This is a genomic window from Pseudomonas fluorescens (assembly GCF_041354075.1).
In the GTDB taxonomy this organism is placed as follows: Bacteria; Pseudomonadota; Gammaproteobacteria; order Pseudomonadales; family Pseudomonadaceae; genus Aquipseudomonas; species Aquipseudomonas fluorescens_CE.
Genome location: NZ_JARZGC010000015.1, coordinates 111084 through 128174, shown reverse-complemented (window position 1 = coordinate 128174; position 17091 = coordinate 111084). Strand labels below are relative to the sequence as shown.

Sequence of the window (17091 nt, the reverse complement as noted above, 5' to 3'; positions counted from 1 at the left end):
GATACACCGACACGCCCCCTTGTAGGAGCGAGCATGCTCGCGATGGTCGTCAACGATGACGCGGGATATATGGATGTCCGCGGCATCCTTGCGTTCTTTCGCGAGCATGGACTAGGCGTCCCCCTCGATCCTACAGGGGCAGCAATCCCACTCATCCCCTTCGCTAATTTTTCCGGACTGCATTCGTTTTATAGGGACGACGCGCCTTTGTGCTGCCTGCCTACTGATCCGGATGCCAAAAAAAAATGAATGCTGAAGACTCCTTGAAACTTGCTCGCCGGTTTATCGGGTTGCCCGTGGAAAAGCGCCAGCTGTTCCTCGCGGTCCTGAACAAGGAGGGCGTGGATTTCGCCCGTTTTCCGATTCCCCAGGGCGTCGAGGCCGAAGACCGGCAAGCGCTGTCCTACGCACAGCAGCGCATGTGGTTTCTCTGGCAACTGGACCCGCACAGCGGCGCCTACAACCTGCCGGGTGCGGTGCGTCTCAAGGGGCGCTTGAACCGCTCGGCGCTGGATCAGGCATTCGCCAGTCTGGTGGCGCGTCACGAGACCTTGCGCACGGTGTTCCAGCGTCAGGCCGACGAGATGCTGTTGCAGGTGCCCGCCACTGTGGCGTTGCAGGTCGAGGACCTCGACTTCAGCGCATTGCCGGCCCAGGAGCGCGAACAGGCCGTGGCCCGCGCCGCTCAGCAGCAATCGCTGCTGCCGTTCGACCTGGCGGTCGGCCCCTTGTTGCGCGTGCAATTGTTGAAGCTGGCCGAGCAGGAGCACGTGCTGCTGCTGACCTTGCACCACATCGTGTCCGACGGCTGGTCGATGAACGTGCTGATCGACGAATTCATCCGTTGCTACGACGCCCATGATGCCGGCGTGCAACCGCAATTGGCCGCGCTGCCGATTCAATACAGCGACTACGCCCTGTGGCAGCGCCGCTGGCTGGAGGCCGGCGAACAGGCCCGGCAACTGGAATACTGGCAGGCCCGGTTGGGCGATGAACACCCGGTGCTGGAGCTGCCCACCGATTATCCGCGCCCGGCCATGCCAAGCTATCGCGGCACGCGCCATGAATTTGGAGTCGACAGCCAGTTGGCCGAGCAACTGCGCGCCGCCGCCCAGAAGCACAACGTCACCCTGTTCATGCTGCTGCTCGGCGCGTTCAACGTGCTGCTGCACCGCTACACCGGGCAAACCGATATCCGCATCGGCGTGCCGATCGCCAACCGTAATCGCGGTGAGATCGAAGGCCTGATCGGCTTTTTCGTCAACACCCAGGTGCTGCGCACGCAACTGGACGGCCAGACCCGCGTGGCGGACCTGCTCGGCGCCATCAAGGAAACTGCCCTCGGCGCCCAGGCCCACCAGGACTTGCCGTTCGAGCGTCTGGTCGAGGCCTTGAAGCTGGAGCGCAGCCTGAGCCATACCCCGTTGTTCCAGGTGATGTACAACCACCAGCCGCAGGTCGCGGACATCTCCACGGTGACCACCGCGTCGGGCCTGGAGCTGGGCGCCATCGAGTGGGAAGGGCGCACCACCCAGTTCGACCTGACCCTGGACACCTATGAAAAGGCCGGCACGCTGCACGCCGCGCTGACCTACGCCAACGACCTGTTCGACGCCGCGACCATCGAGCGCATGGCACAACACTGGACCCGCCTGTTGCAAGGCATGGTGGGCGACAGCCAGCAACGCATCAGCGAGCTGCCGTTGCTGGAGGCGTCGGAATACCAGCGCATCGTCTACGACTGGAACCCGGTGGGTGAAGGCTTCGCTGACAACCTGTGCATCCATGAACTGATCGCCCGTCAGGTTGCCGCTGCGCCGGAGGCCGTGGCGGTGACGTTCGGCACGCTGAACCTGAGCTACGCCGAACTCGACGCCCAGGCCAATCGTCTGGCGCACAAGCTGATCGAGCTTGGAGTCGGCCCGGAAGTGCGCGTCGGCGTGGCCATGCAACGTTCCGAAAAACTGCTGGTGGCGCTGCTGGCGGTGCTCAAGGCCGGTGGCGCCTACGTGCCGCTGGACCCGGATTACCCGGCCGAGCGCGTGGCCTACATGCTCGAAGACAGCCGCGCTCACGTGCTGATCAGCGAATCGGCAGTGGCGCAAAACCTGACCGTAGCCAGTGACACTCAAGTGCTGTTGATGGAGGCCGCACAGGCGTGGTCGGGTTATCCACAGCACGCGCCGCTGAGCCGCGTCACCCCGGACAACCTGGCCTATGTGATCTACACCTCCGGCTCCACCGGCAAGCCCAAGGGCGTGGCCATCGCCCATCGCAACGTGCTGGCACTGATCGACTGGTCGCAGTCGGTGTACAGCCGTGATGACATTCAAGGCGTGCTGGCCTCGACCTCGGTGTGCTTCGACCTGTCGGTGTGGGAGCTGTTCGTCACCCTGGCCAACGGCGGCTCGCTGATCATCGCTCGCAATGCCCTGGAGTTGCCGCACTTGCCGGCACGGGATCAGGTGCGCCTGATCAACACCGTGCCCTCGGCGATCAATGCGCTGCAGGCTGCGGGTCAGATTCCGCCCGGCGTGCGCATCATCAACCTGGCCGGCGAGCCGTTGAAGCAGTCGCTGGTCGATGCCCTTTACGAACAGCCAGCGGTCGAGCACGTCTACGACCTCTACGGCCCATCCGAAGACACCACCTATTCGACCTGGACCCGCCGCACGGCCGGCGGCACGGCGAACATCGGCCGGCCGCTGCATCACACCGCCAGCTACCTGCTGGATGCCGACCTGCAAGCGGTGCCCCAAGGCGTCTCCGCCGAGCTGTATCTGGCCGGCGCCGGCATCACCCGGGGTTACCTGGGCCGCGCGGCCATGACCGCCGAAAAATACGTGCCCAATCCGTTTGCCCGCAACGGCGAGCGGATGTACCGCACCGGCGACCTGACCCGCTATCAACCGGACGGCGCGCTGCAATACGTCGGGCGCATCGACCATCAGGTCAAGGTGCGCGGTTTCCGTATCGAGCTTGGCGAAATCGAAGCGCGCCTGCTGCAACAGGACGCGGTGCGCGAACTGGCGGTGCTGGCTCAGGACAGTGTCAACGGCCAGCAACTGGTGGCCTACATCGTGCCAGGCGACGCCCGGGTGGTGGCGGGCGATGCCGAGGTTCAGGCAGCCCTGCGCGAAACCCTCAAGGCCGCGCTGCGCCAGCATCTGCCGGACTACATGGTCCCGGCGTACCTGTTGTTTCTCGAGGCGCTGCCGTTGACCCCCAACGGCAAACTCGACCGCAAGGCCTTGCCGGCGGTGGACGGCTCCCTGCAGCAGCGTGAACACGTCGCGCCGGGCAGTGCCCTGGAAAAAGCCCTGGCGGCGATCTGGCAAGACGTCCTGGCCATCGACTCGGTCGGTCTGGAAGATAACTTCTTCGAGCTGGGCGGCGATTCCATCGTCTCGATGCAAGTGGTCAGCCGCGCCCGTCAGGCCGGCATCGCGTTGAGCCCCAAGGCGCTGTTCCAGCACCAGACCATCCGCAGCCTGGCGCAAGTGGCGCAACAAGGTGAGCAGAACATCATCGATCAGGGGCTGGCGAGTGGCGCCGTGGCCCTGACGCCGGTGCAGCACTGGTTCTTCGAACAAGCGATTCCCCAGCGCCAGCACTGGAACCAGTCGCTGTTGCTGGTCCCCCGTGAAGCGCTGGACGGCGAGGCGCTGGATCAGGCCCTGCAGCAACTGCTGGAGCACCACGACAGCTTGCGCCTGCGCTTCGAAAACACCAGCGGAACCTGGCAACAGGCCTACGCCGGGCTGACCCCGGATTCATCGTTGTGGCAGCGTCGCGCCGATTCGGCGCAAGCGTTGCACGACCTGTGTGAACAGGCGCAGCGCAGCCTCGACCTGCAACAGGGCCCGCTGCTGCGAGCGCTGTTGGTGGACATGCACGATGGCAGTCAACGGCTGCTGCTGGTGGTCCATCACCTGGTGGTGGACGGCGTGTCGTGGCGCCTGTTGCTGGAAGACCTGCAACGGTTTTACCGAGGGGCGCGCAACGGGACGACAGCGCAGCCGGCCGCCAAGACCAGTGCCTATCAGCACTGGGTGACGCGCTTGCAAGCGCACCTGCCGGTGTTCCACAACAGCCTTGATTTCTGGCAGTCGCAGTTGCGCGACGCCCCGGCTGATCTGCCTTGCGATCGCAAAGATGGCGCACTGGAGAACCGCTTCGAGCAGAAAGTCGAGATCAAGCTCGACGCCGGGCAAACCCGCAAGCTGCTGCAAACGGCACCGGCGGCCTATCGCACCCAGGTCAACGATCTGTTGCTGACGGCGTTGGCGCGTGTGGTGTGCCGCTGGACCGGGCAGGGCAGCACACTGATTCAACTCGAAGGCCATGGTCGCGAAGACCTGTTCGACGACATCGACCTGACCCGCACCGTCGGCTGGTTCACCAGCCTGTTCCCGGTCAACCTGACGCCGGCTGCCGAGGTCGCGGCCTCGATCAAGGCCATCAAGGAACAGCTGCGTGCCGTGCCGGACAAGGGACTGGGCTATGGCGCGCTGCGCTATCTGGCTGAGCCTGCGGTCGGCGCAGCGCTGGCAGCATTGCCGACGCCGCGCATCACTTTCAACTACCTGGGCCAGTTCGACCGCCAGTTCGACGAAGCGGCGCTGTTCGTGCCGTCGACCGAAGGCAACGGCGCCGCCCAGGACCCCGGTGCGCCACTGGCCAACTGGCTGACCATCGAAGGCCAGGTCTATGGCGGCGAGCTGACCATGAGCTGGGGTTTCAGCAGCGAGATGTTCGATCGCGTCACCATCGAGCGCCTGGCCCATCATTACGCGGCGGAACTCGACGCGCTGATCGAGCATTGCTGCACCCTGGAGATCCCGCAGGCCACGCCTTCGGACTTCCCCTTGGCGCGACTCAGTCAGGCTCAGCTGGACGGCTTGCCGGTGGCGGCCGGGCAGCTCGACAACCTCTACCCACTGTCGCCGATGCAGCAGGGCCTGCTGTTCCACACCCTGTATGAACAGGCGGCGGGCGAGTACATCAATCAGCTGCGGGTCGACGTTGAGGGCCTCGACCCCGAGCGCTTCCGCGCGGCCTGGCAGGCGACCGTCGATGCGCAGGACATCCTGCGCACCGGTTTCGTCTGGCAGGGCGAGCTGGAGCAGCCGGTGCAGGTGGTGCACAAGCAGGTGCAACTGCCGTTCAGCGTGCTCGATTGGCGTGAACGCAATGACCTGCCTGCGGCGCTGGAACAATTGGCCGATGAACAGCGCGAGCAGGGCTTCGATCTCGGCCAGGCACCGCTGCTGCGCCTGATGCTGGTGCAAACCGCTGCCGACCGCTGGCACCTGATCTACACCCATCACCACATCCTGATGGATGGCTGGAGCAATTCGCAGTTGCTCGGCGAGGTCCTGCAACGCTACGGCGGCCAGATTCCCCCGAGCGCCGCCGGGCGTTATGGCGATTACATCGGCTGGTTGCAGCGTCAGGACGCACAGGCAAGCGAGGCTTACTGGAGCGAACAACTGGCATCGCTGCAGGAGCCCACGCGCCTGGCACAGGTGGTGGCCGCCAGCGAAAGCCTCAGCGGCCATGGCGATCATTTCGTGAGCCTGACGCCTGCGGATACCCAGGGCCTGGAAACCTTTGCCCGCCAGCAAAAAGTCACCGTCAACACCCTGGTGCAAGCCGCCTGGCTGCTGTTGCTGCAACGCTACACCGGTCATGAGAGCGTGGCCTTCGGCGCCACCGTTGCCGGTCGTCCGGCCGATCTGCCGGGCATCGAGCGGCAAGTCGGCCTGTTCATCAACACCTTGCCGGTGATCGGTACGCCACGTCCGGACCAGACCGTGGGCGACTGGTTGCAAGCGGTGCAGGGGCAGAACCTCAGCCTGCGCGAGTTCGAGCACACGCCGCTGGCCGACGTACAACGCTGGGCGGGGCAGAGCGGCGAGGCGCTGTTCGACAACATTCTGGTGTTCGAGAACTACCCGATTGCCCAGGCGCTGCAACAGGGTGCCGGGCAAGGTGTGGTGTTCGGCGAGGTCGCCAACCTCGAACAGACCCATTACCCGCTGAGCCTCGCCGTGACGCTCGGCCAGGCACTGGCCCTGCATTACAGCTACGATCGGGCGTTGTTCCCCCTGGCCGCCATGCAGCGAATCGGTGCTCATCTGCTGCATCTGCTGCAGCAGTTTGCCGAATCCGCCGAGCGTCGCCTGGGTGAAATCGCCCTGACCAACGCCGCCGAACGGGCGCAACAGCAAGCGGACAACCATCCGCAGCCCTATCCGGTCAAGGTGGCCGTGCATCAGCGCTTCGCCGAACGGGCGGCGCAGGGCCCCGAGCGTACGGCCGTGATCTTTGCCGGCCAGCACTTCAGCTACGGCGTCATCGACCGTCGCGCCAACCAGCTGGCCCATGCCTTGATCGCCCGTGGCGTCGGCCCGGAGACCCGGGTCGGCGTGGCCCTGCCGCGCAGTGAAGGGGTGATCGTCGCGCTGCTGGCCGTGCTCAAGGCCGGCGGCGCCTACGTGCCGCTGGACACCAGCTACCCCCGTGAGCGTCTGGCCTACCTGATTCAGGACTCGGGCCTGGCGCTGTTGCTGACCGACTCTTCGGTGTCGGCGCAACTGCCGGTGCAAGGCGCAGTGGCGATGCTGGAGCTCGATCGCCTCGACCTCGACGATCAGCCGCGCGGTGCGCCGCACGTGGCACTCGACCCGCAGAACCTCGCCTATGTGATCTACACCTCCGGTTCCACCGGCAACCCCAAAGGGGTCAGTGTGGCCCACGGTCCGCTGGCCATGCATTGCCAGGCCATCGGCCAGCGCTATGAAATGCGTGACAGCGATTGCGAATTCCACTTCATGTCCTTCGCCTTCGACGGCGCCCATGAACGCTGGCTGACCAGCCTGACCCACGGCGCCTCGCTGCTGATCCGCGACGACAGCCTGTGGACCCCGGAGCAGACCTACAACGCCATGCGCGAACACGGCGTGACCGTGGTGGCGTTCCCTCCGGTGTACCTGCAAAAACTGGCCGAGCATGCCGAGCGTGAAGGTCATGCGCCGAAGGTGCGCATCTACTGCTTCGGTGGCGACGCCGTGCCGGCCGCCAGTTTCGAGCGGGTCAAGCGCGCCCTCGATCCGGATTACATCATCAACGGCTACGGCCCGACCGAAACCGTGGTCACCCCGCTGATCTGGAAGGCCGGGCGCGACGTGCCCTGCGGCGCTGCGTATGCACCGATCGGCAGCCGCATCGGCGACCGCAGCGCCTACGTGCTCGACGCCGACCTCAACCTGCTGCCGCAAGGCATGGCCGGTGAGTTGTACCTGGGTGGCACCGGCCTGGCCCGGGGTTACCTGAACCGTCCGGGGCTGACGGCCGAGCGTTTTGTCGCCGACCCCTTCAGCGCCAACGGCGGCCTGCTGTACCGCACCGGCGACCTGGTGCGCCAACGCGCCGATGGCACTTTCGATTACCTGGATCGCATCGACAACCAGGTGAAGATTCGCGGTTTCCGCATCGAGCTGGGGGAAATCGAAGCCAGCCTGCAAGCCCTGGCCGGGGTGCGCGAAGCGGTGGTGGTGGCCCAGGAAGGCAGTGCCGGCAGCGGCAAGCGCCTGGTGGCCTACGTGGTGGCCGACGCGCTGAACGCCTCGCGCAGCGATTTCGCCGAGTGCCTGCGCGAGCAGTTGAAAGCCGCGTTGCCGGCCCACATGGTCCCGGCCTATCTGCTGTTGCTGGAGCGCCTGCCGCTGACGCCCAACGGCAAACTCGATCGCAAGAACCTGCCCAAGCCTGACGCCAGCCAATTGCAGCAAGCCTACGTGGCGCCGCAAAGCGCGCTGGAACGGCAACTGGCGACAATCTGGCAGGACGTGCTGAAACTTGAACAGGTCGGCCTGAGCGACAACTTCTTCGAACTGGGCGGCGACTCGATCATCTCGATCCAGGTGGTCAGCCGTGCCCGCCAGGCCGGGATTCGTTTTACACCCAAAGACCTGTTCCAGCACCAGACCATCCAGGCCCTGGCGCGGGTGGCGCGAGTGGGCGAACAACCGCAGAGCGTCGATCAAAGTCCGGTCACCGGCGAATTGACGCTGCTGCCGGTGCAGCGATTGTTCTTCGAACAGGCCATCCCCGAGCGCCAGCACTGGAACCAGGCGGTGATGCTCAAACCGACGCAACCGCTGCGCGCCGAGGTACTGGAGCAAGCCCTGGCGGCGTTGGTGCAGCATCACGATGGCCTGCGCCTGAGTTTCGTCGAGCAGGCCGACGGCTGGCACGCCAGCTATCAGACATCGGGCAACGCTGGCGAACCGCTGATGTGGTCAGTGGCCGTTGCCGATGCCGCCTCGCTGGAGGCGGCCGCCAATGCCGCGCAACGCAGCCTGAATCTTCAGCAGGGCCCGCTGTTGCGAGCGCTGCTGGCCAACCTCGACGACGGCAGCCAGCGGCTGTTGCTGGCGATCCATCACCTGGTGGTGGACGGGGTGTCGTGGCGGATCCTGTTCGACGATCTGCAAACCGCCTACCGCCAACTGGCGCAAGGCGAACCGCTGCAACTGCCGGCGAAAACCACAGCGGCCAAGGCCTGGGCGCAGCGACTGCAAACCTTCGCCCACAGTGACCGCCTGCAGGCGGAACTGGCGGACTGGCAAGAGCGCCTGCGCGGCGCCGATGGAGCCTTGCCACTGGACAACCCGCAGGGCGGGCTGCAACAAAAACACGCCGTGACCGTACGCACACACTTGAACAAGGACCTGACCCGGCAACTGCTGCAGGACGCCCCGGCGGCCTATCGCACCCAGGTCAACGACCTGCTGCTGACTGCGCTGGCCCGGGTCGTGGTGCGCTGGACTGGCGCCGACAGCGCGCTGATCCAGTTGGAAGGCCACGGCCGCGAGGAGCTGTTCGACGACGTCGACCTGACCCGCACGGTTGGCTGGTTCACCAGCCTGTACCCGGCCCGACTGACGCCGGTGGCCGACCTCGGCGAATCGTTGAAGCAGATCAAGGAACAATTGCGGGCGATCCCCGACAAGGGCATCGGTTTCGGTGCGCTGGCCCACCTGGGCGACGCCGCTGCGCGCCAGGCCCTGGCGCAATTGCCCGTGCCGCGCCTGACCTTCAACTACCTGGGCCAGTTCGATGGCAGCTTCACCGAAGCTGACGGTGCGCTGTTCGTGCCGTCGGCTGAAGCCGCCGGGGATGAGCTGGACGCCCAGGCGCCACTGGCCAACCAGTTGGCGCTCAACGGCCAGGTGTACGGCGGCGAGCTGAACCTGGGGTGGACTTTCAGTGGTGAAATGTTCGATCAAGCGACCATCCAGCGTCTGGCCGACGACTACGCGCAGGAACTGCAAGCGCTGATCGGCCACTGCTGCCAGGCCGGTCACCATGGCGTCACGCCGTCGGACTTCCCGCTGGCCGCCCTGAATCAGGCGCAACTGGACCGTCTGCCGCTGCCGCCAGCGCTGATCGAGGATGTCTATCCGTTGTCGCCGATGCAGCAGGGCATGCTGTTTCACGCCGTGTATCAGGAAACCTCCGGCGACTACATCAACCAGATGCGCCTGGACGTCGAGGGCCTCGAACCGGAGCGCTTCCATCAAGCGTGGCAAGCGGCGGTCGACGCCCACGACATCCTGCGCACGCGCTTCGTCTGGCAGGGTGAATTGCCGGCCCCGGTGCAAGTGGTCAGCAAACACGCGCCGATGCCCTACAGCCTGCACGACCTGCGTGCTCACCCGCAGCCCGAACAGGCCCTGCAAGCACTGGCCGACAGCGAGCGCCAGCACCTGCACCTGAGCGAGGCGAGCCTGCTGCGCCTGGTGATCGTGCGCCTCGACGAGCAGCGTCATCACCTGATCTACACCAACCACCACATCCTGATGGATGGCTGGAGCAACTCGCAGTTGCTCGGCGAAGTCCTGCAACGCTACAGCGGTCAGTTCGTCGCCGCGAACAGCGGGCGCTATCGCGATTACATCGGCTGGCTTCAGCGCCAGGATGCGGCAGCCAGCGAAGCCTTCTGGACCCCGGCCCTGCGCGACCTGCAAGAGCCGACGCGACTGGCGCAAGCCCTCGCTTCGCCGGCGGTGAATGTTGAAGGTTATGGCGACCATTTCCAGGTGCTGGACGCCGAGCTGACGGCGCGCCTCGGCGAATTTGCCCGGGCGTCGAAAGTCACGGTCAACACCCTGGTGCAAGCGGCCTGGCTGTTGCTGCTGCAACGCTACAGCGGCAAGGACACCGTGGCGTTTGGCGCCACGGTCGCCGGGCGGCCGGCGGACTTGCCCGGCGTGGAGCAGCAGATCGGCCTGTTCATCAATACCTTGCCGGTGATCGCCACGCCGCGTGCCGAGCAGTCGCTCGACAGTTGGTTGCAGGCGGTACAGGCGCAGAACCTGGCGCTGCGCGAATTCGAGCACACGCCGTTGTTCGACATTCAGCGCTGGGCCGGGCAGGGCGGTGAAGCGCTGTTCGACACGTTGATGGTGTTCGAGAACTACCCGATCGCCCAAGCCCTGGAGCAGGGCGCACCGCAGGGGCTGCGCTTCGGCCCGGTGGTCAGCCGCGAACAGACCAACTACCCGCTGACCTTGCTGGTGAGCCTGGAGCGCGAGCTGGCGCTGCATTTCAGCTATCAACGCAGCGCGTTCGAGGCGGCGGCCCTGGCGCAACTGGCGACCCAGCTTGAGCATTTGCTGAGCCAGATGCTCGACGGCGGCCAACGCTGCCTCGGCGAATTGAGCCTGCTCGATCCTGCACAGCAACAACGCATCGTCCATGACTGGAACCCGGTCGGCGAAGGCTTCGCTGACCACCTGTGCATCCATGAACTGATTGCCCGCCAGGTTGCCGCTGCGCCCGAGGCCTTGGCGGTGACGTTCGGCACGTTGAACCTGAGCTACGCCGAACTCGACGCCCAGGCCAACCGCCTGGCGCACAAGCTGATCGAACTCGGTGTCGGCCCGGAAGTGCGGGTCGGCGTGGCCATGCAGCGTTCCGAACAACTGCTGGTGGCGCTGCTGGCGGTGCTCAAGGCCGGTGGCGCCTACGTGCCGCTGGACCCGGATTACCCGGCCGAGCGCGTGGCCTACATGCTCGAAGACAGCCGCGCTCACGTGCTGATCAGCGAATCGGCAGTGGCGCAAAACCTGACCGTAGCCAGTGACACTCAAGTGCTGTTGATGGAGGCCGCACAGGCGTGGTCGGGTTATCCACAGCACGCGCCGCTGAGCCGCGTCACCCCGGACAACCTGGCCTATGTGATCTACACCTCCGGCTCCACCGGCAAGCCCAAGGGCGTGGCCATCGCCCATCGCAACGTGCTGGCACTGATCGACTGGTCGCAGTCGGTGTACAGCCGTGATGACATTCAAGGCGTGCTGGCCTCGACCTCGGTGTGCTTCGACCTGTCGGTGTGGGAGCTGTTCGTCACCCTGGCCAACGGCGGCTCGCTGATCATCGCTCGCAATGCCCTGGAGTTGCCGCACTTGCCGGCACGGGATCAGGTGCGCCTGATCAACACCGTGCCCTCGGCGATCAATGCGCTGCAGGCTGCGGGTCAGATTCCGCCCGGCGTGCGCATCATCAACCTGGCCGGCGAGCCGTTGAAGCAGTCGCTGGTCGATGCCCTTTACGAACAGCCAGCGGTCGAGCACGTCTACGACCTCTACGGCCCATCCGAAGACACCACCTATTCGACCTGGACCCGCCGCACGGCCGGCGGCACGGCGAACATCGGCCGGCCGCTGCATCACACCGCCAGCTACCTGCTGGATGCCGACCTGCAAGCGGTGCCCCAAGGCGTCTCCGCCGAGCTGTATCTGGCCGGCGCGGGCATCACCCGGGGTTACCTGGGGCGTGCGGCCATGACCGCCGAGAAGTACGTGCCGAACCCGTTCGCCGCAAATGGCGAGCGGATGTACCGCACTGGCGACCTGATCCGTTATCAGGCCGATGGCGTGATCGAGTACCGCGGTCGCCTTGACCATCAGGTGAAGATCCGCGGCTTCCGCATCGAGCTGAGCGAAATCGAAGCGCGCCTGCTGCAACAACCGGGCGTGAACGAAGTGGCGGTGCTGGCCCAGGACGGCCTCGGGGGGCAGCAACTGGTGGCCTACGTGGTCGCCGAGTCGCTGGCGCCTGACGATGCCGAAGCGCAACGCCGTCTGCGCGAAGCACTCAAGGCGCGGCTCAAGGACAGCCTGCCCGAGTACATGGTGCCCGCCCATCTGCTGTTCATCGCCCGGTTGCCTTTGACCCCCAACGGCAAGCTCGACCGCAAGGCGCTGCCGGCGGCGGACGCCAGCCAGTTGCAGGCCGGCTACGTCGCCCCCGTCAGCGAGCTGGAGCAACAGGTGGCCGCGATCTGGCAGCAAGTGCTGGAGCTGGAGCGGGTCGGCCTGAATGACCACTTCTTCGAACTCGGCGGTCACTCGCTGCTGGCGGTGAACGTGGTGTCGCGGCTGCAACTGGAACTGGGGCTGAAACTGACCCCGCAACTGATTTTTCAATACCCCGTACTGACAGATTTCGTCAGCCGTCTGGCCGCTGCCGGTGAGCAGGTCGACACGTTGAAACTGAGCAAGCTGGACGCCCTGCTTGACGAAATGGAGGAAGCTTGATGGATACCAATGTCGCTTTGAAAATTGCGCGGCGCTTCATTACTTTGCCGCTCGACAAGCGCAGGGTGTATCTGCACAAGATGCTCGAGGAAGGGGTGTCGCCGGCCAACCTGCCGATCCCGGAAACCCAGTCGCAGTTCGACCCGGTGCCCTTGTCCTTCGCCCAGGAACGCCAGTGGTTCCTCTGGCAAATGGACCCGGACAGCGCCGCCTACAACATTCCCAGCGCCTTGCAGTTGCAGGGCGAACTCGACGTGGCGGCGCTCGAACGCGCCTTCAATGCCCTGATCGAGCGCCATCAGAGCCTGCGCACGACGTTTGCTCAGCAGGACGACCGGGCGGTGCAGGTGATCCACCCGCACATGGCGTTGGCCATCGAGGTGCAGGCGCTGGATCGGTCCGCCGATGCACTGTCGCAAGACGCGCAGGTCGAGGCTTTCGTCGCTGTGCAAACCGGGCGGCCGTTCGATCTGGTCAACGGTCCGCTGCTGCGGGTCAGCCTGCTGCGCCTGGGCGCCGAGGAGCACGTGCTGACCTTGACTCAGCATCACATCGCCTCGGATGGCTGGTCGATGCGGGTCATGGTCGAGGAATTGCTGCACCTGTATGGCGCTTATCGCCAGGGCCAGGCGCCAACGCTGCCGCCGCTGTCGATCCAGTACGCCGACTACGGCATCTGGCAACGGCACTGGATGGAGGCCGGCGAACGCGAGCGCCAGTTGGCCTATTGGCAGGCGCAGTTGGGCAGCGAACATCCGGTGCTGGAGTTGCCGGCCGACCATCCGCGCCCGGCGGTGCAAAGCCTGCGCGGTGCGCGGGTGGAACTGGCGTTGCCGGCGGCCTTGACCGATTCGCTGCGGGCCGTGGCCAAGGCGCAGGACGTCACCCTGTTCGTGCTGTTGCTGGCGTCGTTCCAGACCTTGCTCCACCGTTACAGTGGTCAGGCCGACATCCGCGTCGGCGTGCCGACCGCCAACCGTAATCGGGTCGAGACCGAGCGTCTGGTCGGCTTCTTCGTCAACACCCAGGTGTTGCGCAGCGAGTTCGATCCCCAGGCGCGCTTCAGCACGTTGTTGGCCCAGGTCAAGGACACGGCGATGGCGGCCCAGGCCCATCAGGACCTGCCGTTCGAACAACTGGTCGAAGCGCTGCAGCCGGAACGCAGCCTGAGCTACAGCCCACTGTTCCAGGTCATGTACAACCACCAGAGCAGCGGCGCCAGTGGCCGTGGCCAGCACGCCAATCCTGCCGCACTGACCATTAGCCACCTGCATCAGCCTGCGCGCACCGCGCAGTTCGACCTCACCCTGGAGACCTTCGACGAGGCCCAGGGACTCGGCGCGCAGCTGACCTACGCCAGCGACCTGTTCGAGCGCGAGACCATCGAACGTCTGGCCCGCCATTGGCAGAACCTGCTGCACAGCATCGTCACGGACTCGCAGCAACGGGTCGGCGAGCTGGCGCTGCTGGATTCGAACGAGCAACGGCAAGTGCTGGTGGACTGGAACCACAGCGGCGCGGATTACCCTCGTGATCGCTGCATTCATCAATTGATCGAAGCCCAGGCCCTGCGCACGCCAGAGGCTACGGCCCTGGTGTTCGAAGGGCAGGCGCTGGATTACGCGCAGCTCAATCGCCAGGCCAATCAACTGGCCCACCGGCTGATCGAACTCGGTGTCGGCCCGGATCGACGGGTCGGCATCGCCATCGATCGCAGCCTGGAAATGCTCGTGGGCCTGCTGGCGATTCTCAAGGCCGGCGGCGCCTACGTGCCGCTCGACCCGCAATACCCGCAGGATCGCCTGGCGCACATGATCGAGGACAGCGGCCTGCAACTGCTGCTGACCCAGGCCCATCTGCTGGAGCAATTGCCGATCCCGCAGGGCGTGCAGACGCTGTTGCTCGACCCCTTGGGCGAACATGCCCGTGGCTACAGCGAGGCCGATCCACAGGTGACCCTCGATGGCGAGAACCTCGCCTATGCGATCTACACCTCGGGTTCCACCGGCAAGCCCAAGGGCGTGATGGTCCGTCATCAGGCGCTGGTGAACTTCGTCACCAGCATGCTGCGCGAGCCCGGGCTGGACGCCCGCGACCGCATGCTGTCGCTGACCACCTTTTCGTTCGATATCTTCGGCCTGGAAATCTACGGCCCGCTGCTCTGCGGCGCCAGTGTGGTGCTGGTCGACAAGCAGACCGCCCAGGACCCGCAGGCACTGCTGGACATGATCGCCGAGCAACAGGTCAGCGTCGTGCAGGCCACGCCCTCCACCTGGCGCATGCTGCTCGACCACGAGCAGGCACCGACCCTGCGCGGCTGCAGGTTCCTGTGTGGCGGCGAGGCGCTGGCCGACGACCTGGCCCAGCGCATGCTCGGCCTGGCGGGGCAGGTCTGGAACCTCTATGGCCCGACCGAAACCACCATCTGGTCGGCGGCCTGGCAACTGACCGAAGAACACCGTCGGCCGCACCTCGGCCAACCCATTGCCAACACCACGTTGTACATCCTCGGGGATGAGCTGGCGCCGAACCCGGCGGGTGCCATCGGCGAACTGCTGATTGGCGGCGACGGTCTGGCGCGGGGTTACCACGACCGTCCGGCGCTGACTGCCGAGCGTTTCCTGCCGGATCCATTCGGCAATGGCACACGCCTGTACCGCACGGGCGACCTGGCGCGCCATCGGCACGACGGTGTGCTGGAATACATGGGGCGCATCGATCATCAGGTGAAGATTCGCGGTTTCCGCATCGAACTCGGGGAAATCGAAGCGCGCCTTCTGGAACAGCCAGGCGTGCGGGAAGGGGTGGTGCTGGCCCAGGAAGCGTTGGGCAGCCAGCAACTGGTGGCCTACGTGGTCGCGCCGCCACTGGACCTCGACGACGCCGACGCGCAGCAACGCCTGCGCGATGAGCTCAAGGCCGCGCTCAAGGCCTGCCTGCCGGAATTCATGGTGCCGGCGCACCTGCTGTTCCTCGACCGCCTGCCACTGACCCCCAATGGCAAACTCAACCGCAAGGCCTTGCCGGCAGCGGATGCCAGCCAGTTGCAGGCGCACTACCTGGCGCCCCGCAGCGAGCGCGAGCAGCAGGTCGCCGCGATCTGGCAGGACGTGCTCAAGCTCGAGCGCGTCGGCTTGAACGACAACTTCTTCGAACTGGGCGGTCATTCGCTGCTGGTCACCCAGGTGGTGTCGCGGGTGCGTCGACAGCTGGACATCCAGGTGCCGCTGCGCAGCCTGTTCGAACACAGCGTGTTGCAGGATTTCGTCCAGGCATTGGCTGCCGGGCAGGGCGAGCAGGCGCCGCTCATGGATCGTGTGTCGCGCGAGCAGCCGCTGCCGTTGTCCTTCGCCCAGGAGCGCCAATGGTTCCTCTGGAAAATGGACCCGCACAGCGCCGCCTATAACATCCCCACGGCCCTGCGCCTGCGTGGCGCGCTGGACAAGCGCGCTCTGCAACGCAGCTTCGAGGCATTGGTGGCGCGTCACGAAAGCCTGCGCACCGCGTTCATCGAGCAAGACGGCCACACTTCCCAGGTGATCCAGGCGCAGGGGCGCGTGAGCTTCACCGAGCAGCGCCTGGCGGACGCTGACGAGGCGGGCATCAAGGCCTTCGTCGAGCACGAGACACAACGCCCCTTCGATCTGCTCGACGGCGCGCTGGTGCGCTGCGTGCTGTTGCAGGTGGATGAGCAGGACCATGTGCTGGTGCTGACGCTGCACCATATCGTCTCCGACGCCTGGTCGGTGCAGGTGCTGGTCGATGACCTGCTGGCCCTGTATTCGGCCGTCGAACTGCCGCCATTGCCCGTGCAATACGCCGACTATGCCGTGTGGCAGCGCCAGTGGATGGCGGCCGGCGAGCGGGATCGCCAGTTGGCCTACTGGACTGTGCAACTGGGCAGCGAACAACCGCTGCTGGAACTGCCCACCGACCATGCGCGCCCCGCGCAGCAGAGTTTCCAGGGCGCGCGCCTGCCGATCAGCCTCGAGCCGGCGTTGGCCGCAGACCTGAAGGCCTTGGCCCGTCGCGAAAACGTCACTCTGTTCATGCTCCTGCTCGGCTCGTTCCAAGCCTTGTTGCATCGCTACAGCGGCCAGGCCGACATTCGCGTCGGCGTGCCGATTGCCAACCGCAACCGTCTGGAAACCGAGCGCCTGATCGGCTTCTTCGTCAACACCCAGGTGCTGCGCGCCGAGTTCGACGGCTCATTGACCGGGGGGCAGTTGTTGCAACAGGTCAAGCAGACGGCGATGGCGGCGCAGATGCACCAGGACCTGCCGTTCGAGCAACTGGTCGATGCCTTGCAGGTGCAGCGCAATCTCAGCCACAGCCCATTGTTCCAGGCGATGTTCAACCATCGCAGCGAAGCCGAATCGGGCATGGCCGCCGCGTTGCCGGGCGTCGAGCTGCATACCCTCGCGTGGGAGCACCGCAACGCGCAGTTCGACCTGACCCTGGACACCAGCGACAATCCCCA

Annotated in this window: 3 protein-coding genes (1 of these 3 cut by a window edge); all 3 read left to right on the top strand. The window is 65.6% G+C overall.

Translation table 11 applies throughout. The features are described from left to right. Positions 1-33 precede the first annotated feature (33 nt). Tightly spaced (each overlapping or abutting the next), the 3 genes in view from QIW53_RS18990 to QIW53_RS18980 form a layout consistent with a single transcriptional unit that may run on beyond the window. Entirely contained in the window at positions 34-249 is a 216-nt protein-coding gene (locus QIW53_RS18990; RefSeq protein ID WP_371051175.1) for a hypothetical protein, read from the top strand. Further along, positions 246-12611, top strand: a complete 12366-nt coding sequence (locus QIW53_RS18985) for a non-ribosomal peptide synthetase (RefSeq protein ID WP_371051174.1) — start codon at positions 246-248, stop codon at positions 12609-12611. Before QIW53_RS18990 ends, QIW53_RS18985 begins: the two co-directional genes overlap by 4 nt. After that, positions 12611-17091, top strand: partial view of a non-ribosomal peptide synthase/polyketide synthase gene (locus QIW53_RS18980; RefSeq protein ID WP_371051173.1) — the beginning only. The gene runs 8995 nt beyond the window's last position; only the first 4481 of its 13476 coding nucleotides appear in the window; its start codon is at positions 12611-12613; the stop codon falls past the right edge of the window. Before QIW53_RS18985 ends, QIW53_RS18980 begins: the two co-directional genes overlap by 1 nt.